This is a genomic window from Halorhodospira sp. 9628 (assembly GCF_022228075.1).
Taxonomy (GTDB): domain Bacteria; phylum Pseudomonadota; class Gammaproteobacteria; order Nitrococcales; family Halorhodospiraceae; genus Halorhodospira; species Halorhodospira halophila_A.
The window spans coordinates 84,387-108,578 of sequence record NZ_JAJNRF010000008.1; the positions used below are offsets into that span (position 1 = coordinate 84,387).

Consider the following 24,192-nt stretch of genomic DNA (forward strand, 5'->3'; position numbering starts at 1 on the left):
CTGGCAACGGCTACTCCCTGTGATAGCCGGTGGCCATGGCGCGCAGATACTCGTACCAGGGGTTGCCCGTGGTCGCAGCCATGTAGATGTGCCCGATCAGGAAGACGATCATGGCAAAAGCCGCGGCGAGATGGACGCCGGCAACGGCCCCGAGGGGCAGGAGCGCCCCGAGGGGGGTGTCGTTCCAGAAGTTGTAAAAAAGCAGCAGCAGTCCGGAGATCCACAGCGCCGGGGCGATCGCCGCCTTGAACCCGAAATAGGCAAGCCGCTGCAGCGGGTTGTGCTTGGCCGACGGCGACTTGGCAAAGGGCTTCGCCTCACCCGAGAACATGCCGTAAGCGTAGTAGCCCGCAGTGCGGCCCAAACCACTGCCGGTCGGTACGTACTGCCGCCACTCCCCGGTGGTCAGGTGCCAGAAGATGGCAAAGGCCCACAGCCCGATCAGTGCCCAGGCGAGCACGATGTGGGTGGAGAAGGCGGCGCCGAAGCCGAGCAGCGAGTAGCTGCCGTGCATTTCCAGACCCGTGAGCAGCAGCCCGAAGATGAGAACGGCCTGCGCCCAGTGCCAGAAGATCTCGAAACGGGTGAAGATACGTACCTGGGTCACGAGCCCTCCCCCTCCTCGCCCGATCGGCCGTCGGGGCGCTCCCGACGGTAGAGATAGTAGCGCACGCCGCCGTGGCCGAGCACCGCGAACAAGGTCAGCCAGACGGCCGCCCAGCCCACCGCTTCAATCCGCGGGTGGCGATCCTGGCCCGGGACATAGACCCCTTCCAAACCGGCCATGCGGCCGTCGCGGCTGTGACAATCGACGCAGGCCACACTCGCCTCCGCCGGCGCGACCATGTGGTTGACCGGCCAGTACATCCGCGTCTCGACGAAGCCGTACGCACCGCTGTAGGCCACCTCGGTTTGACCGACGGCGCGCGCCTCCTCCATGCCGGCCTCGATGGCGCGGTCCCAGTCGTAGCTGCGCCAGAACGCGTCATCATCGCCCTCCTTGCCGAAGAGTTGCGGCACCAGGAGCGTATGATGCTCGGCATCGTAGAGCTGCTTGCCGTACATGATCTTGAACGGCCAGATCTTGGCGCCGTCCTCGCCCGGTCGCCCCTGAGGCCGGTTGACGGGGACCTCGCCATCGGGGTCGATGGTATCGTCCGGCAGGGTGTAGACCATGTTGCCGTCGAACCAGCGGTAGTCCGGCGGGTAGTCTTCCTTCCACTCGAACACGCCCTTCATGCCGTCGTAGATCACGCGCCCCTCGTCGTCCTTCTGGACGACAGGCTGGCCGTCGTCATCCAGCCGACCGGCCTCCGACCAGTCCCAAAGGGTCTTGGTCGGATAACCGCCGCGAGCGATCTCCGGTACGTGACAGGTCTGACAGGCGATGAAATCGCCGTGGGCGTTGAGCTTGTCGTGGATGCGTCCCTCGTGCGGCTCGCTGCCGTGGCAGGCCACGCACGCGGGCTTGTCCTGTGGCCGAGCCGGAATCGGCGCGTCGTCGTAGTCGGGCACCGTCAGGTGGTAACGACTCCCGCTCTGGATGTGGCCGGTGAACTCGTGGCAGTTCGAGCAGCTGAAGTCCGCCCCCTCCGGCGTCATATGCACATCGACCGAGCGCGGCGGGTCAAGTAGTGAGCTGTCGAGATCGCCGTGCTTAACGGCGTTGCCACCACCACCCTCAAAGTGGCAGCTGCCGCAGGTCGCACGGCTGGTGTCTCCGACGTTCTGAGCCACATGGGCGAGATCCGGCGCCTCGAACAGGATGCCGCGGAATTCGGTGTCCTCGTAGGGCGGATGGCCGGCCGCAGTGGGGAATTTCACATACTCGCCGGTGGTGTCATGGCAGACCAGGCAGTCGACCTTCTCCTCGGCCGTGAAGTCGAAGTGCCGGTCCTCCCAGCCGTAGCCGACATGGCACGAGGAGCAGCGCTCATAGCTGCCGGCGATCCCCATGCACAGATTATTGAGCACGTAGCGCTTGCCGAGGGTCTGCTCCGTTTCAGGCTGTTCGTAGGTCCAAGTCCAGTGGATACTGCTGTGGACCTGCTTCGCCGCTTCGGTGTGGCACTGCAGACACGCTTCGGTCACCTCGGGACCGGTCTCGAACGGCCCCTCCAGCAGGGAGAACTTCGTATGGTCGGCCGTGGATCCCGGCTCCGTCGGCGCCTCTTCACCGGGGATCGGCGGCTCGAACTCCTCGGCACCCGCCGCGAAACTCGTGCCCGCCAGGACCATCAACAGACCTGCCAGCCAACACCGAGCTATCACTGTGATCACCTATCCTTCCGCTTAAGGATAGACCATACCGCAAGACGAGCCATGGCGCGAGGTGCCCGCCCTGCCACCCTCGGAGCCGACCGGGCCAAGGGTGTCGTTCACCCTCCCCGCTCGGGGAGTGCCTCCAGCACCGAGGGCAAATCGGCCGGCAGGGCCGGCGCACCGCCGATCTCCCGGCTCGGATGACCGGGACCGTGGAAATCCGAGCCGCTGGAGGCCAGTAACGCATACCGCCGACACCATCCGCCGAGCTGCTGCACCTGGCGCGGCTCGGGCGAGGTTCCGCAGGCGACCTCCATCGCTTCGCCCCCCGCCGCGGTAAAAGCATCCAGCGTCCGCCGGATCCACGCCCCCGTCAGATCGTAGCCGAGCGGATGGGCGAGGACCGCGATGCCCCCGGCCCGGCGAATCCACTCGATCCCCTCCTCCATGGCCACCCAATCGCCGTGCACATAGCCCACCCGGCCACGACGCAGGTAGCGCTTGAATGCCTCCTCGTAGCCACGCACATTACCGCTCTCGACCAACCACCGCGCATAGTGCGCCCGGGTGATCTCCGCGGTGCCGGCCGCCTCCCGTGCGCCCTCCCGCGCGCCACTGAGTCCGGCACGTTCCAGGCGCTCGCCGATGGCCTCGCCGCGCTCCTGCCGGGCCCGCTGCATCCGCGCCAGACCATCCTGCAGCCCGGGCTCGCCCGGATCGACCCCGAGGCCCACGACATGGAACGTCCGGCCCTGCCAGAGCACCGACAGCTCCAGCCCGGCGATCAGTCGGATCCCTGCAGTCGAGGCCGCCGCCTGCGCGTCGCCGAGGCCCGCCACCGTGTCATGGTCGGTCAGCGCCAGGGTGGTCACGCCCTGGTCCGCCGCGCGATGGACCACCGCCGCCGGCGTCAGGTGCCCGTCCGAGGCGGTGGAATGGCAGTGCAGATCGTGCGAAGCGCTCATCGAGCCACGCCCTCCTGATAGCGCCACAGACGGGCGTAAGCGCCGTCACGGTCGAGCAGTTCACGGTGGGTCCCCGCCTCGATGATCGTGCCGCCATCGATCAGCAGGATCTGGTCAGCGTCCTGAATGGTGGACAGGCGATGGGCAATTGCCAGCGTGGTGCGCTGCGCGGCCACCTCTTGCAGCGTCGTCAGGATGGCACGCTCCGAGGCGGAATCCAGCGACGAGGTCGCCTCGTCGAGGATCAGCAGTGGCGGGTCCTTGAGCAGCACCCGGGCAATGGCGATGCGCTGCTTCTCGCCACCCGAGACCTTCAGGCCCCGCTCACCGACGAGGGTATCCAGCCCCTCGGGCAACTCGCTGATGAACCCGTCGAGATGCGCCCGGCGCACAGCCTCGTGGATCTCGGCCTCGCTGGCGTCCGGGCGCCCATATGCAATGTTGTAGCGGATGGTGTCATTGAACAACACGGTATCCTGCGGCACCACCCCGATCGCGGCACGCAGGCTGTGCTGGGTCACGTCGCGCAGATCCTGGCCATTGATCGTGATCCGCCCGTCATCGACGTCATAGAAGCGGAACAGCAGCCGGGCGATGGTCGACTTGCCGGCCCCGCTGGGTCCCACCAGGGCCACCTTCTGGCCCGGCTCCACCGTAAAATCGACGCCGCGCAGGATGGGCCGGTCCGGCTGATAGCCGAAACGTACACCTTCGAAGCGGATGCGTCCGCCATCCGGGGCCAGGGGCACTGCATCGCTCCGGTCGGGCACCTGCGGGTGCTGGTCCATGAGGCCGAACATGCGCTCGATATTGATCAACGACTCGCGCATCTCCCGATAGACGAACCCCAGGTTGTTGAGGGGGATGAAGAGCTGCAGCAGGTAGGCGTTGATCATGGTCAGATCGCCCAGGCTCATGCGCCCTTCCAGGACCTGGAGGGTGGCCATCCCCATCATCACCGTGATCGCCGCGGCCACGATGAAGGCCTGACCGGAGTTAAGGGCGGCCAGCGAGAGCCGGTGCTTGATGCGTGCCTGCTCCCAGGCGGCCAGATCGCGATCGTAGCGCTCCGCCTCGTAACGTTCGGCGTTGAAGTACTTGACCGTCTCGTAATTGAGCAGGCTGTCCACGGCCCGGGTGTTCGACTGGTTGTCCATCTCATTGGCCTCGCGCACGAAACGCGTGCGCCACTCGGTCACGGCCAGCGAGAAGGCGATGTAGAGGGCCACGGCCAGCATCACCGTGAGCACGAAGCTCCAGTCGAAGGCGATGGCCAGGATCAGCGCCACCAGCGCTACCTCGAGGAGGGTGGGCCCGATGTTGAACACCAGGGTGCGCAGCAGGAACGACATGCCGCTGGTGCCGCGCTCAATGTCACGGGCCAGGGCACCGGTCCGTCGAGCCAGGTGGAACCCCAGGTCGAGCCGATGCAGGTGCTCGAACACGCGCAGCGCCGCTCTCCGCATGGTCCGCTCGGCCACCCGGGCGAAGACGGCATCCCGTAGCTCCTGAAACAGCGTCGACGCGAAGCGCAGCAGGCCGTATCCGAGCACGAGAGCCAGGGGTACGAACAGCGCCGCCTCGGCGGTGCCCCGAACCTCGTCCAAATGGTCGACGAGGAACTTCAGCGCCACCGGAACCAGCACGTTCGCCACCTTGGCCAGCACCAGCAGGGCGAGGGCGAGCAGCGCCCGGTTCCGGAACTCGTTCAGGTAGGGCAGGACACTGGCGATGATCCGCCAGTTGGGACGTCCTCCGCTGTAGCTGTTGTTCCGAAACTTGCGCAAAAGAGGCCCCGGACGACTTGACGCGCTCATGGTACTGGCTTGGCCGGGCCCGGCGCCAGTCGGCGGCGGCGGTCATATCGGGGGCCCTCGGGAAGCTGTTAGACTGCGCGGTTACCAGTTAGCGGCAAGCGCTTGAGAGGCGCGGTACCATGCAGTACCTGCACACGATGGTCCGGGTTAGCGACCTCGAGGCCTCCCTCGATTTCTACTGCAACAAGCTCGGCCTGATCGAGATCAGCCGCCGCGAGAGCGAGCGCGGCCGCTTCACGCTGGTCTTTCTGGCGGCCCCGGACGACGTCGAGCGCGCCAGGGCCGAGAAGGCCCCCATGCTGGAACTGACCTGGAACTGGGACCCGGAGACCTACACCGGCGGTCGCAACTTCGGGCATCTGGCCTACCGGGTCGAGGACATCTACGCCACCTGCCAGCGTCTACTGGACGCCGGCATCACCATCAACCGCCCGCCCCGGGACGGCCACATGGCCTTCATCCGTTCCCCGGACGGGATCTCCATCGAGCTGCTACAGGCCGGTGACCCCCTGCCCGAGCAGGAACCCTGGGCCTCGATGCAAAACACTGGAACCTGGTAAACCGAATGGTCGAAAACCTCCGCAACATCGCCATCATCGCCCACGTTGACCACGGCAAGACGACCCTGGTCGATCAACTGCTCCAGCAGTCGGGCACCCTCGACGCCCGCGGCGGCGACGCCGAGCGGGTCATGGATAGCGACGACCTCGAGCGCGAGCGGGGCATCACCATCCTGTCCAAGAACACCGCCATCGACTGGCAGGGGTACCGGATCAACATCGTCGACACCCCAGGCCACGCCGACTTCGGCGGCGAGGTCGAGCGCGTGCTCTCCATGGCCGACTCCGTGCTGCTGCTCGTCGACGCCCAGGACGGGCCGATGCCGCAGACGCGCTTCGTTACCGAGAAGGCCTTCGCCCTCGGGCTCCAGCCGATCGTCGTGGTCAACAAGATCGACCGGCCCGGCGCACGACCCAACTGGGTCATCGACCAGACCTTCGACCTGTTCGCGGACCTGGGCGCCACCGAAGAACAGCTGGATTTCCCGGTCATCTACGCCTCGGCTCTGGGCGGATACGCCGGCGAGGAGCCGAGTATCGATAGCGGTGATATGACGCCGTTGTTCCAGACTATTGTCGACCAGGTGCGTCCCCCGCAGGTCGACAGCGACGGCCCCTTCCAGATGCAGATCACGACCCTGGACTACTCCAAGTACTTGGGGCAGATCGGCATCGGTCGGATCAAACGGGGCCACGTCACACCGGGTACTACGGTCACCGTGGTCGACCGCGAGGGGAACCAGCGCAGCGGACGGATCCAGACCCTGCTCGGCTTCCTCGGCCTGGAGCGGGTGGAGATCGAATCCGCCGACGCGGGCAACCTGGTGGCGATCACCGGCATCGACCCGCTGGACATCTCCGACACGCTCTGCGACCCGCAGCAGGTGGAGGCGTTGCCGGCGCTTACCGTGGATGAACCGACGGTGAGCATGGGCTTCGAGGTCAACAAATCGCCGTTCGCCGGCCGCGAGGGACGATATGTGACCAGCCGCCAGATCCGCGAGCGCCTCGACCGTGAGCTCAAGTCCAACGTCGCCCTGCGCGTCGAGGCCACCGACGACCCGGACCGCTTCCACGTCTCCGGCCGCGGGCTCCTCCACCTGTCGGTGGTCCTCGAGAACATGCGCCGCGAGGGCTATGAGATCGCCGTCTCCCGTCCAGCGGTCATCACCCGCACCGGCGAGGACGGCCGCACCGAAGAGCCCTACGAGCACCTGGTCGCCGACATCGAAAGCGACCACCAGGGCGCGGTCATCGATGCCCTCAACGAGCGCGGCGGCCGCCTGCAGGATATGCAGGTCGACAGCAACGGACGCGTCCGCCTCGAGTACACCATCCCGGCGCGGGGCCTGATCGGTTTCCAGACGGACTTCATGAGCCTGACCTCCGGGACCGGCATCCTCACCCACGTCTTCGATCACTACGGTCCCCGGAGCGACAAGGAAGTCGGCCAACGCCGCGAGGGGGCGATGATCTCCGGCAACGACGGCAAGGCGGTCGCCTACGCGCTGTTCAACCTGCAGGAGCGCGGACGCCTGATGGTCTCGCCCAACGACCCGGTCTACGAGGGGATGCTCATCGGCCTGAACAGTCGCGATGCCGACATGACGGTCAACCCGCTCAAAGCCAAGGAGCTGACCAACGTCCGGGCAGCCGGCAGCGACGAGAACGTCATCCTCACTCCGCCCATGCAGCTGACCCTGGAGTACGCGCTGGAGCTGATCAACGACGACGAACTCGTCGAGATCACCCCGGAATCCATCCGTATGCGCAAGCGCCTGCTCACCGAGAGCGAGCGCAAGCGTCACAAGCGGGCCAGCTAACTGCTGCCGCCCCGGTAGTGGACCTCGGCGTCGAGGCGCAGCGCGTCCTCGGCGTCGAGCACCACCCGCCACCCCCAGATCCGGATCACGCCATCTGCATCCACGGCGATGCCTGCCGACCCGGATGCGTTACGCAGGGTCACCGTCCCGTTCCGACTTCGCAGGGACACGTCCCCGCCCGCCACCAGGCGTAGATCGCCACGCTCCACCTGCCAGTCGCCATCGCCGCGCCGGGTCCGCAGCCGGGTTCCGTCGCCGGCCAGAACCCGAAGCGTGTCGCCAGCCCGCAGGTGCAAATCCCGACCGGAGCGGGCCGCCACCCCGCCGGCACCGCCAAGGCGTACCGGCCCGGTGGCCTGCACGGCGGTTGCCCGTTCGCTCCGACCGGCGACCCCGGACTTCGCCGAAACCCGCCGACTCCCACCAACCCGTTCACGGCGCCGGGCACCGGCACGCTCGCGGAGGCCTCCTGGACCGGCAAGGAGCTCGAGCGGCCCCGCCCCGGCATCCAGCGCCACACGGTGCCCGTGGTCCGCACCACCCCTGACCGCAAGCGCCCTCGCCCCGCCATCCCCGGCATCGAGCACCGCACCGGCGGAGTGCCTGTCCCCACGGTCTCCGGCCCCGGGGAAGAACACCCCGCGGCCGGCGCGCGTAGCGTAGGCCGCCACACGGCCACCGCTTTCCATGGCGGGATGCCGCTGACCGGAGACCGGCAGGCTGCCGAGGATCACCGGCGCGTCCGGATCGCCATCCAGGCAGGTCACCAGCACCCGCTCCCCGTCGACCAGCGGTGCGTGCCAACCACTGCGGCCCCCGCCGCGCGGCAAAGGCAGCAGGCGCACCACGGACTCGGGCAGATCCAACCCGCTGCGCCGCTCATCCCCGGCCACCAACCGACCACCATCGGTGCAAATCCGTGCCGGTACCGGCTGACGCAGGGGGAACTGGGCCGGCTCCGGCGGTCGGTACGGCAGCGCCGTGGCACCGACAACCTCCGGCACCGCCTCAAGCTCGGCCCGGTACCCGAAGAGCGCTGCATCCGCAACCGTATCGTCCTCGCACCAGAGGCTGTGACGGACCCGGGTAATCAGGTACCAGCGACCCCAGTCCGCGATTTCGCGGTCGCCACCCTCCCCGACCACCAGCACTGGCGTCCGCAACCCGGCACGCGGCCCGACCTGCCGAGTCGCTAGCGCCAGCCACCGTCGCCGGGCTGCCTGCGCCTGGCGCCGCATACGGGCCAGATGCACCGCCACCGCATCGTCGAGCCCGGGCGGCACCGGCCGCGGCGAGCCGGTCTCCTGCAACCGCACACACCAACCCGGCTCCGTCAGGCCCGGGCCGGCCCCGCCCCCTGGCAAGCGCAGCGCCCCATCCGCCTGCGGAAACCCTGCGGCCGTGTCGGTCAACAGCGGGCGCTCATGGACCCCGTCCTGCCAAGCCAAGGTCACGCCGGCCTGTGCCCAGAGTCGCTGCAACAGGAGCAGGTCGCTTGCCCCGGCCTGCAGCACCTGCCGTCGCCACGCCGGCGCCTCACTCACCCGCCAGACTGGATCGGCCCACGCATAGCCGACGCCCGCGAGCCAGCAACGGGTCAGCTCCTCCAGGTTGATCCGGGGAAAGAACCGGTGGGCCCCACCAAGGCCCAACCGCGCCAGGCGCGGCTCAATGACGGCTTCGAAGCGATCGCGCTCCCCTCCGGCGCCGGACCCACGCCGCCAAGCCGTCAGCTGCCCGGCCAGGCAGCGCCAACCACCGAGACCATCCCCCCAACGCAGCCGAACCGTGCACCCCGGGGCCCCAGCGCCCCCTCCCCGATCCCCCGCTGCCGTGTACCCCGCGACCCGGAAACGAAAGGGCTGCGAGAGCATCTCCTCACCCCACAGCTCCCGCAGCGGGTGGCATTTCCCTTCCAGCTCCAGCTCGGCCCACGGACGAGGCTGCGGCACGGCCCCCATCAGCGCCCCTCCTCGATGCAGGCGGCGGCGATCACCACCTCGTCGGCGCTGAGCTCAATCCGCTGCCCTTCCAGGCGGACCTCACCGCTGTCCTCGACGCGCAAACCGAACCCGTCGCCGACCTGCAGACGCCCGCCGCCGGTGCTCACCAGGGTGACATCGCCGGCCGCCTCCAGGTGCAGGGCTCCCCCTTCACAGCGCCAGTCGCCGTCTCCCTGCCGGGTGACCAGCCGCAACCCCGAGCCGGCATCCAGCGATACCGCCTGCGCCGCTTCCAGGCCCACCTCCCCTTCCGCGGCCTCCTGGAGCAGATCCCCCTGGCCAGTCTCCAGGCGCAGGGTCTCCCCGGCGAACCAGCGCAATGTCCCGTTCTCCGTCTCGAGGTGACAACTCTCCTCGACCTTCACCTGATAGGTCCCGGCCACATCGAGCCGCTGATCGCCGCCGCTGCGCAGACGCTGCTCGCCACCACTGGCAAACTCCAGGCAACCGTCGGGGGCTTCGAGCGCGGCGCCCGGCGCATCCTCGCGCCCCTGCAGGGTCAACCGGGCCGCCTCGCCCACCGCCAGTTCCGCGCGCTCGGCCCCGGGCCGGTCATCAAGAAGCAATCGCTGCCCGGCCGGGGTCTCGATTAGGTGCTGGTGGGAGTTGTCGCTGCTCACTGGGCCCGGCTGGTCCTGACCGCTGAGGGCCCCCAGGATGACCGGCTGCTCAAGATCGCCATGCAACCCCGCGACCGCCACGCGGGTACCGGGTAGCAGCGGCAGGTGGAGGCCATGGTCGGCACCGGCGCTCGGCTGAACCGCCCAGACCGGCGGTCCGGGCGGGGCGGCCTGCGGGGTACCGTCTGACTCGGGCTCATCGGCCAGGCGAATCCGGTACGCCCCCGCCTCGTCGAGTTCCGCGCGCCCCGGGTCACCGCCAGCCACGCGTGCCACGGTTACGCCGGGGACGGCGGGCGGGGAGACCGGCGCTGGTCGATAGCCCGCATCGAGGGGCAGGAGCTCCACCCGCCCGCGGTAATCCACCCGGTCCACGCCGCCCCCACCGTGGATGGCGGCACTCTGATCGCCCTCGTGCTCGACGTTGTACACCCAGTAAACGCCGTCCAGGGCGGCTTCCGGGTGCCCGCGAATCACCACCCGCATCCCGGGCAGCACCGGGGTCCCCACACCCGCCACGACCCGGTGCCGCCGCACCTCCGCCGCCTGGCGCACCCCTTCTGCCCACTCCGCATGGGCCGCCTCGCCGCCAGCGGTAACTCCGTAGAGCCCAAGCAGCGGATCGGCCGCCCGATGCCGTTCGCCGCCCGCCGTGGCATCACGGCTGCCATCGGGCAACGCCGGATCGAAACCGCCCACCCGCACCTGCCCTGGCTGCAGGCTGCAACAATGAGCAACATCCCAGATGACCGCCCGCGTGGGCGGCATCGGTCCGCCGCTGGCACACCACGCCAACCCCACATCCTCCAGACCGGCCCGCGCCAGGTGGTCGACGAGGCGCACCTCAGCCCGTCCTCCGGCATCCCGGACCACCGCGAAACAGCCATCCCGGGCCAGCACCCGGCCGAGGAAAGCCAGGTTATCCGCAGCGCCCTGAACCACCAGAGGCCGTTGCGGCAGCGAGCGCTCCACGCCCACCGCGACGGACACGCCACCGGGCAGGGCACCGTCCAGGAGATCGCGGGCGATCTCCACCCCCGAGCAATTCCGATAGACCGCACGACGGAACGAGCCGGTCAGCGGATAAAGCGGCGAGCGCACGGTCAGATTGGCCACCCTCGGTCCTGGGCCATCACCGGTCAGGACCACCTCGCTGACAAACCCATGTACGGTTTGCGCGGTATCCCCTTGCCCCAGGGTGACCGCCACGAGTTGCCCGGGCCACCCGTGGGCCTCATCCCCGATCGGACCGCGCACCCGTACCTCGAGGCGATCAAGGCCCTCCAGGGCCTGTTGGCCGACAACCCGTTCGACCTGCAGCGCTGCCGGGTCCACTCCGGGGAGTCGGATCCCGAACAGGGCGTGTCCAGCGCCTTTGCCTTCCATGGAATGACTGATCATCTCCGCTCTCCTCTCGCTCTCGCCTCGGGAGCCGCCGACACCGATACCGGGAACGGCAAGGACGTCTCCCGAGCCGCCCACTCGCCGACCCAGGTGGCCGCGCCGAGGGGCGCGGACGCGCCGAGGTACCACGCAGGCAACCGGCCCGGGGCGGCGATGATGCGCGCGCGGACCTGCGCCACCGGCCCGAGGTAGCGGCGCAACCACGCCCCGAGATGCCTGGCGCGGGCCTGTTCAACCCGCGCCGACGCAGTGGCCGGGGGCACCGGCCCCACCCGCACACCCACGAGCCCGCCGGCGACCATCGCAACGCCGCCCAGCCCCCAACCATCGCCCAGCCGCGGCGCCTGTCCGCCGCCCAGCGGCCGCTCGTCAAGCCGCTGCGCGACCGGCTGCCGGTCCGCCACTGCCACTCGCTGCTCCCCAATCACCCGCTGCAACAGGCAACGCAGGCCGGCACGGCTCGGACGTCGGGCCAGGTGCAGATCGAGGCCGCCCAGCCCCCGCTCCGGCACGGTTCCGAGAGCCGCCAGGGATTGTGCCCAAGGAGCGGACGACGCTGGCCCGTCCAGCGCCCGCCACCCCGCCAGCAACCCCGCATAGACCGAGGCATTCAGCGTGCGCAGCAGGGAACGGATCCGCTCACCGACGGGATCCTCGCGCGCCGCCAACTCCAGCCAGTAGCCAGGTAGCGGCGCTTCCGCCCCGAGCAGGGCCAGCACGTTGGCCTCGATCACGACCCGCCGGTCACCGACCCGCCGACAGCGCCGGATCTCAGCTGCCGGGAAGGTCCATTCGGCCGCCGGCTCGATGCGATACCCCGGACCGGACTCGCCAGCACCCAGCGCCGACAGGCCGGCCTGCTCGAGCTGCCAGACTGCCTCCCGCAGCCCCAGCCTCGCGCCCCGGGTCACGACCCGCGCCACGGCGGACTCCGCCGGTTTCAGCTCCGTGGCCACTGCGCGACCTCATCGCCGGTCTCCAGGCGCAACCCCAAGACCACGAACCGATCCAGAGGCGCCCAGGCGGCCAGCACCCGATAAACCCCCTCCGCGAAGAGATACGCCTCACCCGGGTCCCGCCACGGTCGCGGGTCGAGCTCCAGGACCACATGCAGCCCCGTCTCTACCACGCCCTGCCGAACCCGAACCGTCGGGCGGCAGGTCACATCGCGCAACGCGGCCCGACAGGCCTCGGCCGCCGCGCTGTTCGGCGCATCCGCCAGAGCAGCGACCAGTTCCAAAATGCCCTCCCGGGTCGCCCATCGTTCCGCATCGCCCCGAATCAGACGGGACAACGCCTGGAACCGGCCGACCTCCAGAGCGGCCCACTGGAAGCGACTCGGCCGCCGCAGGTTGGTCACCGCCACCCCGTCAGGCACCCCCGTCCCCGGCTGCTTGACGTCGCCCCGGCCGAGGCAGCGCCGCGGCAGATCGCCGTGCGAATACCGCACCCGGGCCCCGAGCGTACCCGGACCCGCCGGGGCGTCCAGGCGCACGGCCACATCCTCGCCGCCCCCCTGCTGGCGACGCTGGACCCGGAACATCCCAGTCGGCTCCGGGTCCAGCCCGGATTGCCAGGGCGGTTGATACACATGAACTCGTCCACTGCTCGCCTCCCGCAAACGCAAGTCGAGCACCTGGTGGACGATGCGGCAGCCAGGGCCATCGGCGTCACTGCACACGCTATAAGGCCCCGGGCCACCCTCGATCCACTGCGCTTCGGCTTCGGCGGACCCACTGTTGACGGCCGGCAGGCAATTGGCACGCAGCAGCTGCTGCACCCCCGCCGCGGCAGCCGGCGCAGGCCAGTTCATTTCGCAACGCACCTCCAGGCGCTGACTCCCTGCCGGCAGTTCCACCCCGTCCAACCCCCTCAGTTGGATGAAAGCGAGCAGCGGCCGGGCCAGAAAGAAACACCGAAAGTGGTCCAGAGCGGCGACGATCGGCTCGCCCGCCCCCGCCTGGACACCCGCCACCGGCCACGGGGTCAGCAGTTCTCCACCGCCGATGATCCGCCCCGGCTCCCCGTCACCACGGCTAATCCGCACCCGGCGGGTGCCGTGCAGCAGGGCCGCACGCAGGCGCTCCCAGAGACCCGCCTCGGCGTCGATGAACAGAGGCAGGTTCGCCGGCGGCTCGGGCGCTCCAGCGTCGGCTTTCGAGAATCGAAGCACCAAGCGCACCTCGCTGCCGCCCTCGTCACCCGGCAACCACTCGGCGCGCTCGACCTCGATGGGTTCGACGGTTCCGGCCGCAAGCGTCACGAAGGGAATCGCCACCCCTTCGGCACACTCGGTGGCCGACCAAACCTCAGTGTTTCTCGGCAACGCTACGGGCTCGACCACCGCATCATCCGCCGAGAACGCCAGCACCGTGGCGCTGGGCCAGGGCTCGGCCAGTTCCGGGGCAGCCAGGTGCAGCAGCTGCTGATGGAGATCCTCGACCCCGGCGGCGAGCTCGGCGTGGACACCGGCCGTCAGAAAGGCGATTCCCTCGAGGAGTCGCTCCACATACGGATCACGATCGTTGGGATCTTCCAAACCGAGCATGCGCGCCTCCGTCGGGAAGGCCCGGGCGAAGGCCGCGCCGGCCTCACTCAGCCGGCGCATCTCCTGCTCAAACGCACGCCTCAGATCCATCTTCATCTCCGTTCAGCAGATGCACGGCGGCGTTCCCGTCCACCGCCAACTCCAGCGTCACCCCATCCCCGCAGTGAAGCTGCGCATACAACCGCAACCCCAGCACGTAGCCCGCATCCACCGGTGCAGGCCACGCCCGGACCGCCACCCTCGCCACACGCGGCTCATAGCGTGGAACCAGCTCGCGGGCAGCCTCGGCCAGGCACGCAGCGGCACCGTCCAGATCGTGGTAATGCGACGACAGATCCGGCAGACCGTATCCGGCCAGGTGCGCCGGGCGACCGCGGCGCGCCCCAAGCAGCCGGAGTATGTGCCGGGCAACACTCGAGCGGCGGTTGTGCCGGCCCGCCCGGGCAGGGCGGGCCGTGCGCCCGCCGACACCCTCAAGCACATCGAGCAACCCTTCGGTCACGTTCTACCTCCCGAGCCGGGCCGGGGCCAGCGGCCCCGGCGTGCGCTCCCGACCCTTCAGCGGGCCTCCGTCCAGGAGTCCGAGAACTCGATGTTTCCGTCCACGTAGGCCCAGGTAATGCGGCCGTAGCGGATCGCCACCTGCTCCATGTGCGGGAAGCGCTCCTTGTCGGCCTCCTTGACGTTATGCATCACCGGGCGGACCGAGGTGATCTTCACGTCGTTCAGGGTGTGCCGGAAGTATTCCTGTTCGTTGCCCGATTCATCGATCTGGTACCAGCTCAGCACCAACTCCTCGAGCGTCTGCCCCTTGCTGCACGCCTTGTACAGGTACGGCGAAGCGGCATCGAAGGCCTTGGTGAAGACGAAGGGCTCGTGCTTGCGCGTGCCGGTCAGGGCCCCCGTGTCGCTGTCCGTGGGGATGCGCAGTTCGTGCTCGAAACCGAGTACCTCGATGCTGCCCTCGCGGTCGGTGACGGTGACCGAACCCTCGATCTCGTTGCCCTGATCGTCCTTGAGCCACATGTAAGCGGGAATCGCCATGGTTTCGCCTCCTCTTCCTTGAGCCTTGGCGGTTTTAGGTCGGCAGCTGCGACACCAGCGAGAGCTTCAGGTCGATACCCTCGATCTGGAAGTGCGGCATGACCGACATGTTGACCCGGTAGAAACCGGGGTTCTCGGGGACCTCCTCGACCTCGACAGCCCCCTCGCGCAGCGGACGGGTGGCCACCAGATCGGGGTCGGGATTCTGCATCTTGGTCACCAGCCCCTGCAGCCAGTCGTTGAGTTCGTTCTCCAGATCCTGCCGACTCTTGGCCGAACCGATGTTCTCCCGCTGGAGGACCTTCAGGTAGTGGGCCAGGCGGGAGACCAGGAAGATATACGGAAGCCGGGCATTGATCCGGGCGTTCGCCGTGGCCGCCGGACTGCTATAACGGGCCGGGCGCTGCGCCGAGTTGGCCGAGAAGAAGCAGGCGTAGTCGCTGTTCTTGTAGAAGCTCAACGGTATGAAGCCGGCCTCGGCCAGCTCGAGCTCGCGGTTCTCGGAGATCAGCACCTCAGTGGGGGTCTTGGTCTGTGCCCCGCGCCCGAGATCGAAGACGTGAATCGGCAGCTGCTCCAGCTTGCCACCCGACTCCGGTCCGCGGATGTTGACCGTCCAGCCGTGGGCCTTGAATGAACGCGCCATGTTGGCGGCGAAGGCGAAAGCGGCATTGCCCCAGAGGTAGCGGTCGTGGTCCGGCCCGGTGACGTTTTCCCGATAGCCGAAGGCGCGAGTGGGGTTGTCTGGCCCATAGGGCAGGCGCAGCAGGAACCGGGGCAAGGTTAGACCGACGTAACGGGCATCTTCGGTGTCCCGGAAGCCTCGCCAGCGAGCGTATTCGGCCTTGTCCAGGTAGCTGGCGATGTCCGGAATTCGCACCACCTCGTCGAGGGAGGCCTTGCCGAAAAAGTCCCGGCCAACGGCTCCCAGGAAGGGGCAATGGGCCGCTGCCGCGATCCGCGACACCTCCGTGAGCAGATTGATATCCGCCGCTGAGCAGTCGAACTCGTAATTGGAGACCATGGCGGCCAGCGGTTCACCACCCGGGGTGTCGTACTCCTGAACATAGACGTGCTGATACAGGCCCGACTGGGTGATGTCCGTAACATCCTCGAGCTCCCCGGCCAGCTCCTCCTTGGAGACGTCGAGCAGTTCCAGCTTGATGTTCGCCCTCGGGTCACTGCGCTCGACCAGGAAGCGCAGGCTGCGCCAGGCCGCTTCGACGCGCTGGAATTCCGGGTGGTGAAGGACGGCGTCGAGCTGCTCGCTCACCGCGGCATCGATGCGGGCGATATATTCGTCGAGCAGTGCCTTGTCGATACGCTCGACCAGCTCGGCATCCTGACTGGCCAAATCGAGAAAGACCTGCAACGCCGCGGTCAAACGGCTTTCCGAGGGGATGTCGGCCATGACCGCGGAGTCCTGAAAGGTCGCGATCTCAAGGGCCCCGGAGACCGGCTCGACCTCGGCAAGCTGGCACAGGCGGGCGTAGCTCGCCTCGGGGGCGGCTTCGGCGCTGTTCTCGGTCTGCTCCGTCATGGCTCACTCCTGCCCTTCCCCATCGGTGTCCGTCGCCGCCCCCGATGGGCCATGATCGCCGCCCTCGCCGGTCTGTAGGGGAGCAATCTGCTGGAGCTCGCCCATCACCCCCTCGAGCTCCTGCTGGTTCTGCACGATACGCTCGAGTTCACGGCGAAAACGGGCGTTGTCAAGGACGTTGGACTTGAGATCCTTGAGCAGGTTGCGCATCGCCAGCAGGTTGTTCACCTGGGGGATCTGGCGCGCCACGGCCTCGGGCGTGAAGGCATCAAAACCGTCGAAGCTCAGCGACACCCGGATCTGCGAGCCATCCGCACGGAAGGTGTTGGGCACGGTCACCTGCAGCGACGGATGGAGATCACCGAGTACGGCGTCAAGATTGCCCCGGTCGATGGGGACCCGCTCACGCTCAGCCAGCCGGCCACTGGCCTGACCGTTGCTGAAGTCGCCCAGGACCAGCATCTTCAGGGGTAGCTCCAGCGTCTTGCGGGCATCCCCGGTCTCCACATCGAGGGTGATGTTCACCCGCGACTTCGGCACTTCCTGTTGAAAGCTCTCCATGGCCTGCTCCTTGGCATCGATGGACTCCACCGGAGCTGTCACGCTCCGGTCAGGGGAAGGCGATCGCCGCCTCCAGGTCGATACGCGCCACTCGCTGGCGCAGGTCGAGCAGACGTCGCCGCGCCTGCTCGGACTCCAGTTGACCGTCGCGCTCACTCGCCCGCAGGACCAGCGCCAGCACCCGCCAAACGGCCAGCGCCGAATCCGGATCCCACTCCTCCAGCCCGCGGTGTTCGATTTCGGCCTCCAGCGCTTCGAGCCGTGCTCGGGCCAGGCCGGGGTAACCGGCATCTAGGCAGAGACGGGCCCGGATCACCTCCCGCGCACAACGTTCACGTCCGGTGCGAGACGGGCTGGCGTCGATCCGGCGCAGCCCCGCCGTGAGCCCTTCACGGCGCGTCAGCGCGAGCACTTCCTCGAGCTCCACGGGCGCGTAATCGGCCTCGCAGCGACCCGGCCCCTCCGCCGGCTCAAGGCGCTCATTAACCCAGGCGATCTGCTCAGGAGGCACCAGCGGGCTATCATCGCTGAAGCGCATTTCGGGCAGATCCGGCTGGCGCCGGAGCAACTCCGCGGCGGCCGCCCGGATATACCCGGCGATGTCGTCACGCCCGAGCGCCGTTGCCGAGCGCTCGGCGACGGCCTGAATCTCCATTTGCAGGTGTCCGCCCGGCTCCAGGAAGACTGATTCGGCAGCCAGGAACGCCGCTTCCCAGGATCCCTCGGCGAAGTGGGTGCGCATCGCCGTCAGCGCCGGCTGGCGGGGCGGTTCGATACGTAGACGCCCCTCGGCGGCCCCCAGCGGCGCAAGCCGCCCCCAACGCCAGGCCCGAGCCAGGGCGGCCATCGCCAACCACTCGCCCTCGCCGCGCAAGTACTCCACGGCCTCCCGCAACTGCCTGGCCAGCTCCTGTCCACTACTTGGACCGCGCACCACACGGTCATCACCTGCTTGCTCCCGTGCCTCCGGCGCAGCCCGCTCGGCGGACACCGCGACGACGTTTTTTTGCGCCTCCACCCAGTCGCGCAGCGGCCGCAAGGCCGGCGGATCGGCCCACCATCGCTCGAGTTCAGCCCCAAGCCGCGCGAGCTCGACCTCCAACCCCCGGAGCTGATCCGTATCCTCGCGCCCGTCAGCCCGGTCAAGCAGCGCCAGCATGCGTCCCCCGCAGAGCCACTCGATCGCCGCCCGCCGGCCACTGTCCCGCTGCGGGTGGAGCCGCTCACCAAATGCGACCAGGCAACCGTGGAGTGCCGCCAGCGCGGCGCGGAACCCTGGAACCCCGCGCGCCTGGAGCTCAGCCAGACACAGATAACCGAGCACGCGCAGATCCTTAGCCTCGTGCTCGAGCAGAGCCACGGCTTCCTCGGCTACCGCGGAGAACTCCACCCCGCCCGGGCGCTCAACCGCCTCGCGCAGACGCCCGAACCGCTCACCGTGGCGGGGATCCTGTCCGCACGCCTCCGCCCCGGGCAAAGCCGCGAGGACGCGCCCCGGCAGTCCCAGTGCATGTTCGGGCGCTTCGGTCTGCCACTCGTCGCTCACGCCCCCTCCCTCTCGATCAACCGGGCAGGCAGCCGAAAGCGGGTCAGATCACCCCAATGGAGCAACGGCGTGCTGCGCTCGGTCCGCAGCACGAACTCCACCGCCTGATGCGAAACCTCCCGTCCGTCGTGCAGGGCCCAGCGCGCCCGAACGGCATTGGAGCGGAGCCGCTCGCGCTCATCGGCGCGGCTCAGCAAGCGGAACAGGGCCCAGGGGCCGTCAGCCTCAACATCGCGCATCGCACCATCGTGTGCCGAGACAGCGGCAATACGCCCGGGCTCTGGCGAGGACGGCGACCAACTCAGGTCCACCGAAACCGGGGGGCCGTTGCGATAGCGCAGCGTCTCGCCTTCCGACTCCCAGCGCATGTCGGTCAGGTCAGCGTTGGCAACCGGCGACACGCGATAGCGCAGCTGCGCCTGACCGGATTCATCAAAGAGCCCGTCCCGGATCCGGGCGGCAGCGTCGAGGGCCTTCGTCACCTCGGCCGCGATGCCCAGCCCGGCACCCCGCCAACGCCGCTCACCGCCCTGACCATCGGCACCGCGCAGGAACGGCGCCATTTCCTCAGTTTTGAATACCCAGAGGGTGCCCCGCTCCGGCGCGAAGAAGGCCTCGAAGTCGCCCGGGGCTGCATCGGCGCCGTCGGCCTCCAGCGGGAACCGGCCGGCAAGGCGGTCGCGGTAGACGTCGAGCACCTCGACCTGCCAACGCTCCTCAAGCTCCGCGGCGGCCTCCGCCCGCACCTGCAACCAAGCGGCGTCGATACCTCCAAGCAGCAGCGGCTCCAGCGCTCGCTGCACGGGCCCCGAAGCGGCCTGTACGGCCTGGCGGAAGGCGCCCTCCGCGGCACGCAGCGAACAGCGCTCCTCGTCCCCTCTCAGGGCCAGGGCGGCCCGCTTCAGCGCCTCCTCCCCGGGATCCGCCGCGGAGGCCAGTGCCTCGAGCTGATCGGCCGCTGCGCCGAGCGCCACCCCGACCTCGGCCAGCGGCGGAACCTCTCCGTCGTCGTCGGGTGCCACCAGCGTCAGCAGTTCCCGGCCCCTCGGATCGTGTCGATAGCGGCCGAGCGAACGCCCCAATTGTTGACCCAGCGTCGCCACCGGATCCGCGTCCGCGTGCGCAGTCAACTGGCCATAAACACCCGCGAGCAGAGCCGCCAGCGCCCCGCCCTCGACCGCCTTCTCCAGCTGCACGACCTGCTCCCGCACGCCCTCCGCCGAGCGCCACTCCAACGCCTCGAACCATTCCAGCCAGTAATCCACGAAGGCGCGCAGGTAGCGGGCCTCGACGGCCTTTGCCAGGGCACGCGCCTGTGCCGGTCGGAGCGCCTCCGCCTCACCGCGGGCCAGAACGGGATCCGGCCGCCGCAGCGCATCCAGATGCTCTTCCAGCGCCGGTTGCAGCCGGTTTCCCCATGCCTCGCCCCGGAAGACGCCTGCAACCGGCCGTTGAGCCACCCAGACAGCCGAGGCACCTCCGGGGGCCATCGCCTCCAGGGTCAGAGGCGGCAGATCAATGGCCGCCTCTGCAAGCAGGCGCCTTTTGATTGCCTCCGGCCGCGGCGGGGTACGCAGCTGCTCCCGCGCCTGTTCCACCAGGCGGCGCTCCGCCGCTGTATCGACGCGGCCACGGGCAGCGACCCGCTGCGACCGATCGGCCAGCGCCCGTTTGAGTCCCCGAGCCAGCGGTCCGTCCACCCCTGGCGTCGCGAGCCCCTGCTCAGCGGCGACCAGGCGCGCCAGGAGCCAGGCAGCCCGGTCGTCCCCGATGGGCACCTGCTCGCCGGATAGCCGTAGCCAGACCGCCAGCGCCTCGCGATACGCATCACGGCGCGCCGCACGCTCCGACGGTTCCAGGGCCGGCCACTCGTCCACGAAGCCCTCGAGTTCCAGCTGTAGTACCTGCAAGGCCTCCGGCAGCAGCTGCTCTCCCGCCACATCGATCAGCAGCGTCTGCAAGCGCGCCTGCAATTCGGCGATGCTGCTGCGACCGGGATCCAGCGCCAGGACCACCTCGCGCTCCGCCCCGGACTCCCCCCGGATTTTGTCCTCAAGCGCCTGAAGCCGGTTGACCGCCTCCAATGCCGCACCGGGGTGTCGGTCTCCGGCCGCCATCGCCTCGGCCACGGCAGCCGCGCCCTCCGCGACCGCGGCACTCTGGGCGAGACGGTCGTGATACCGCTCAGCGGTGCCGTAGGCCAACAGCGCAACGCCCCCGAGAACACAGGTAAACAGCGCCGCCTGCACAAGACGTCTGCGAAATCGTCGCGAAGGTGTCGGGCGCAGCCGCTTCGCCAGCGGCACGACGCCCTCGGTGAATAGCCCCGGGGACAAGCTCGGCTGCCCGGGCGCGTTGCCGGTGAGATACACCGCCTCCACAGCGGGCGGGCGACGGTAAGGGTCACGGCGCTGCAGCAGGCGCAGGAGATCGGCCAGCGGTCCGGTGATTGCGCGCATTTCGGCGGCGAAAGCGAACACCCCGGTCGCATCCCGCTCCCCGGCGGAGGTGGCCATCACCGCCCGACGGGCCCCCTCGGCCTGAGCCTGCAACCGCTCCGCCGCCCGACCCGGGTCGCTCTCGGCGTCCGCCGCTGCAACCCCCCAGGGCCCGGACCACGCCCCGCCCCCGGCAGCTGTCACAAAGGCCTCGTAGCCGGAGAGGCGATCCAGCCCGGTCACGATCAGGAGCACCGGTGGCCGGACCCCCAGACGGAGCTCGAGTTCGGCGAGGCGCTCTCGAAGCACCCGGGCACGGCGCCTCAGGCCCGATGCATCCAGGGCACTCAACTCATCGGCGGAGAGCGTGACCAGCACCCCGTCCACCGGGCGACGCCGCCGAGCGCGGCGCAGCAGGCGCAGGAGATCGTGCCAGCCTGTCTGCTCGGGCGGCTCCGTCGTGTAGCGCCCGGCCGTATCGAGAAAGAGCGCGCAATCCGTGAGCCACCAGTCCCAGCACCCGGTCCCTCCCTCGCCACGGGCGCACAGCCATTCATCGTCGTCGTAGGGAAAATGCAGGCCGCTGCTGCGGATCAGAGTGCTCTTTCCCGATTCGCCGGCTCCCATGAGCAGGTACCAGGGAACGCGATACCGACCGGCGGTCCCCAAGAACACTGTTCCGGTCGGACGGTCAAGCAGGCTCAGGGGCCGGTCCATCGCCGCAGCCAAAGCCAGGGCTTCGTCTCCCGGCACCTGTCGTTCCCGCTTCCGGCCGCGAACAAGCACCACCGCCCCGAGCAGGGCGCCGACCAGCCCGAGCAACGCCAGCACACCCGCCAATCGCAGCGTCACGCCTTCAACGCCGACCCGCGGCAGGCCGAACCAGACGGCCCCCGCAACGAGCAGCACCGCCACCGAAGCCCACCACACCAGCGGCCGGCGTAGGAGGGGCGACAGCCTCCGCGCCCCGCTGGCAGCCCCATCCACCGTCACCGGCTCACTCATGGTGCAGCCTCCGGAACGACTTCGCGGGCGGCCTCGATCTCCTCCATGGCGGTACCGACGGCCCGCTCGATCTGCATCCCGGCGTGGAGGTAAGCCAGCAGCAGTAGAGCCAGAGCGGCCACTACCGACCAGAACCAGCCTACGCGGTGCCCCTCTCCATCCGGATCAGGTGGCACAGGGGAGCGGAGAGCCCCAGCAGCTCGGCCTTCACCCAGCCACTTCCCCAGGCGCCGTCGATATTCGTCAAGCAGCGCCTGCTCCTCGAGCGCATGCACACCCTGGAAACCAAGCCACAAGCAGGCCAGGTAGAGTTCGAGCACCGCATCCGGTGGCGCCTGCTCCCGCGGCCCCTGCAGCCGCTCGAAGAACTGGGTGCCCGCGGAACGCTCGCCGAGGCGCTCGGCTTGCAACGGCTGCGCCAGCCAGGCCGCCCGTTCCGGGTGCGCCGAGGCGATCACCGCCTCGTCGACAAATGCTGTAACCGCCAGTTCAGCATCCGCCAGGGCGGCCCCGCCCAGCCCATCGGCCTGGCCCCGCTCACGCAGGCGCCGAAGTGTCTGGCGGGCCCGCTCGCGCAGCATCCCTGCGTCGCCGGCCACTCCGCCCCACCCCTGGCGCAGAGCCACCGCCTCGAGCAGCAGCGGTTCGGCGATATTGACCAGCGGCGACGGATCCCCCCGGCGCGCTTCTTCGGGTGCGGCGCTCATGGGGAGACCTCCTCGCACAGGGCCACCATCTCCAGCTGCAGATCGGCAAGCTCCGACGGCCGATAGACGGCCAGCGTCTGCTCGCGCCGGACCTGATCCCAATGGTCGCCGGCCGGCTCCAGACGGAAGTACTCGTAACCGCTCTTGACCGGCAGCTGCCCGGGCGGCCTGGGGCAATGACTCAGGCGGACTCCCGCCGCCCCGGCGGCCACCAGGCGCTCGAGTGCCTCCCGTGTCCCGATGCGAAGATCCGCCGGGAGCCGTTCGATCCAGCCGGCATCGGGCGCGGCATCCCGACGCGCAGCGAGAAAGAACGTCCACCCCTCGGCCAGGGGATCCTCACCCCCTTCGGCAACCAGCACGGCCTCGGACTCGCGCACCAGACGAATCCCCCGAGTCTGACGGGGCATGGCCTGATCCAGCAGGTGCCCAAGCGCCGATTCCAGTTCGGCAAAAACCGCCTCCGGGCGCTGGTGATCGTAGACCGGTACCATCTCCGCGGGCGACGCAGCTTCGACCAGCGCGCAGAGCGCGGCGATGAGACGCGCCAGGGTGTCGTAGAGCTGCCAGGGGTGGCTGCCGGGATTGGCCCGGAGCGAGCGCAGGGCGCCGGCGGCCGGCTCAAGGCTCTGACGCAGCAGCAGTCGCGCCACCTCTCCCGGCTCGAACGCACCGACACGGCCGGCCGCCCCCTGCTCCTCACGCAGGCGGGCACAGCGATTCTCCACCCGGGCCGTCACGCGGCCGAGCAGCGCCTGCCAACCGTCTGCAGCGTCCAGCCGGCACGCCACCGGCAGGAAGTCCGGGTCGAGCCGGAAGCCGGCGGACTCACCCGGGACCACCCGCGCCACCGCCACTCCCACCCGGGCGCCGGAAGGCGGCTGCACGCCCAGCGCCAACTCCGGCGAAGCCAGCATGACCTCCCGTTCACGCTGCTCGTCATGGTGATCGACAAGCTCCGCAAAGCGGGGGCGCCAAGCGGCGCCGCCGCCGGTTTCCCGGTAACCGGGCAGATCACGGACACGATCATTCCGCGGCAAGGTCAGATAGATGACGCCTCCCTGCGCCGGCAACCCGCCGAGATCCAGCTCAAGGGGATCAGCGTGGCCGTGGGCGACCAACCGCCCGTCGGGCAGCAGGGCCTGGCACGCCTGGAGCCGGAAGACCCCCTGTTCCAGGGGCCCGCCTTCAATCGCGAGGCTGAGCAACCCGAAGGCGTGGGGGGTAGCGACACTCAGCCGGAATGCCTGGGCCGCTTCTAGATAGTGGTCCCAGCACTGAAAGTGCTGCTGCCCCAGCAACACGCCCTCGGCCCAAACCGGCCTTTGCAGCAGTGCCGTGGTGTCCAT

General features: G+C 69.1%; 18 protein-coding genes. 2 read left to right on the plus strand and 16 right to left on the minus strand.

Annotated elements, in window-relative coordinates:
- Positions 1 to 10: 10 nt before the first annotated feature.
- The 4 genes from LRG10_RS09400 to LRG10_RS09415 all read right to left on the minus strand — a co-directional run bounded on the left by LRG10_RS09400 (position 11) and on the right by LRG10_RS09415 (position 5,044).
- Positions 11 to 607: a cytochrome b/b6 domain-containing protein gene (locus LRG10_RS09400; protein WP_201241579.1), complete on the minus strand. Its 597-nt coding sequence runs from the start codon at positions 605 to 607 to the stop codon at positions 11 to 13.
- The gene (locus LRG10_RS09405) at positions 604 to 2,238 is read right to left on the minus strand and encodes a tetrathionate reductase family octaheme c-type cytochrome (RefSeq protein ID WP_238635297.1); all 1,635 of its coding nucleotides are present in this window, start codon (positions 2,236 to 2,238) and stop codon (positions 604 to 606) included. The genes LRG10_RS09400 and LRG10_RS09405 overlap by 4 nt, the downstream gene beginning before the upstream one ends.
- Positions 2,239 to 2,378: 140 nt before the next feature.
- On the minus strand, positions 2,379 to 3,227 hold the full coding sequence (locus LRG10_RS09410) for a PHP domain-containing protein (RefSeq protein WP_238635299.1): 849 nt from the start codon (positions 3,225 to 3,227) through the stop codon (positions 2,379 to 2,381).
- Positions 3,224 to 5,044, minus strand: coding sequence for an ABC transporter ATP-binding protein/permease (locus LRG10_RS09415; RefSeq protein WP_370645259.1), 1,821 nt, complete (start codon positions 5,042 to 5,044; stop codon positions 3,224 to 3,226). The genes LRG10_RS09410 and LRG10_RS09415 overlap by 4 nt, the downstream gene beginning before the upstream one ends.
- Positions 5,045 to 5,163: 119 nt before the next feature.
- Between LRG10_RS09415 and LRG10_RS09420 the strand changes: the two genes are divergently transcribed.
- Entirely contained in the window at positions 5,164 to 5,604 is a 441-nt protein-coding gene (locus tag LRG10_RS09420; protein ID WP_201167744.1) for a VOC family protein, read from the plus strand.
- Positions 5,605 to 5,609: 5 nt separating this feature from the next.
- On the plus strand, positions 5,610 to 7,427 hold the full coding sequence (gene typA, locus LRG10_RS09425; RefSeq protein ID WP_201167746.1) for a translational GTPase TypA: 1,818 nt from the start codon (positions 5,610 to 5,612) through the stop codon (positions 7,425 to 7,427).
- On the opposite strand, the gene LRG10_RS09430 is transcribed toward typA, so the two are convergent.
- From LRG10_RS09430 to tssK, 12 genes are read right to left on the minus strand one after another with little or no spacing between them, the layout of a single operon-like run.
- Positions 7,424 to 9,388 (minus strand): contractile injection system protein, VgrG/Pvc8 family, encoded by a 1,965-nt coding sequence (locus tag LRG10_RS09430; protein ID WP_238635306.1) that lies wholly within the window; start codon positions 9,386 to 9,388, stop codon positions 7,424 to 7,426. The genes typA and LRG10_RS09430 overlap by 4 nt on opposite strands.
- Positions 9,388 to 11,451 carry a contractile injection system protein, VgrG/Pvc8 family gene (locus LRG10_RS09435; protein ID WP_238635308.1) on the minus strand — a complete coding sequence of 688 codons (2,064 nt, stop codon included), beginning with the start codon at positions 11,449 to 11,451 and terminating at the stop codon, positions 9,388 to 9,390. The genes LRG10_RS09430 and LRG10_RS09435 overlap by 1 nt, the downstream gene beginning before the upstream one ends.
- A complete protein-coding gene (locus tag LRG10_RS09440) occupies positions 11,448 to 12,410 on the minus strand; it encodes a type VI secretion system baseplate subunit TssG (protein ID WP_238635314.1) in 963 nt (320 codons plus the stop codon). Before LRG10_RS09440 ends, LRG10_RS09435 begins: the two co-directional genes overlap by 4 nt.
- Positions 12,395 to 14,092: a type VI secretion system baseplate subunit TssF gene (locus tag LRG10_RS09445; RefSeq protein WP_238635319.1), complete on the minus strand. Its 1,698-nt coding sequence runs from the start codon at positions 14,090 to 14,092 to the stop codon at positions 12,395 to 12,397. The genes LRG10_RS09440 and LRG10_RS09445 overlap by 16 nt, the downstream gene beginning before the upstream one ends.
- Positions 14,070 to 14,504 (minus strand): type VI secretion system baseplate subunit TssE, encoded by a 435-nt coding sequence (gene tssE, locus LRG10_RS09450; protein ID WP_201167772.1) that lies wholly within the window; start codon positions 14,502 to 14,504, stop codon positions 14,070 to 14,072. Before tssE ends, LRG10_RS09445 begins: the two co-directional genes overlap by 23 nt.
- Before the next feature lie 56 nt (positions 14,505 to 14,560).
- Entirely contained in the window at positions 14,561 to 15,046 is a 486-nt protein-coding gene (locus LRG10_RS09455; protein ID WP_201167775.1) for an Hcp family type VI secretion system effector, read from the minus strand.
- Between the two features lie 34 nt (positions 15,047 to 15,080).
- Positions 15,081 to 16,586 carry a type VI secretion system contractile sheath large subunit gene (gene tssC, locus LRG10_RS09460; RefSeq protein ID WP_201167778.1) on the minus strand — a complete coding sequence of 502 codons (1,506 nt, stop codon included), beginning with the start codon at positions 16,584 to 16,586 and terminating at the stop codon, positions 15,081 to 15,083.
- A 3-nt stretch (positions 16,587 to 16,589) separates the two neighbouring features.
- On the minus strand, positions 16,590 to 17,189 hold the full coding sequence (gene tssB, locus LRG10_RS09465; RefSeq protein ID WP_201167780.1) for a type VI secretion system contractile sheath small subunit: 600 nt from the start codon (positions 17,187 to 17,189) through the stop codon (positions 16,590 to 16,592).
- Between the two features lie 7 nt (positions 17,190 to 17,196).
- Positions 17,197 to 18,693, minus strand: coding sequence for a TssA family type VI secretion system protein (locus LRG10_RS09470; protein WP_238635321.1), 1,497 nt, complete (start codon positions 18,691 to 18,693; stop codon positions 17,197 to 17,199).
- Positions 18,690 to 22,136: a type VI secretion protein IcmF/TssM N-terminal domain-containing protein gene (locus LRG10_RS09475; RefSeq protein WP_238635323.1), complete on the minus strand. Its 3,447-nt coding sequence runs from the start codon at positions 22,134 to 22,136 to the stop codon at positions 18,690 to 18,692. Before LRG10_RS09475 ends, LRG10_RS09470 begins: the two co-directional genes overlap by 4 nt.
- Complete coding sequence (locus tag LRG10_RS09480; protein ID WP_238635325.1) at positions 22,133 to 22,843, minus strand: DotU family type IV/VI secretion system protein; 711 nt, start codon at positions 22,841 to 22,843, stop codon at positions 22,133 to 22,135. Before LRG10_RS09480 ends, LRG10_RS09475 begins: the two co-directional genes overlap by 4 nt.
- Positions 22,840 to 24,192: a type VI secretion system baseplate subunit TssK gene (gene tssK / locus LRG10_RS09485; RefSeq protein ID WP_238635331.1), complete on the minus strand. Its 1,353-nt coding sequence runs from the start codon at positions 24,190 to 24,192 to the stop codon at positions 22,840 to 22,842. Before tssK ends, LRG10_RS09480 begins: the two co-directional genes overlap by 4 nt.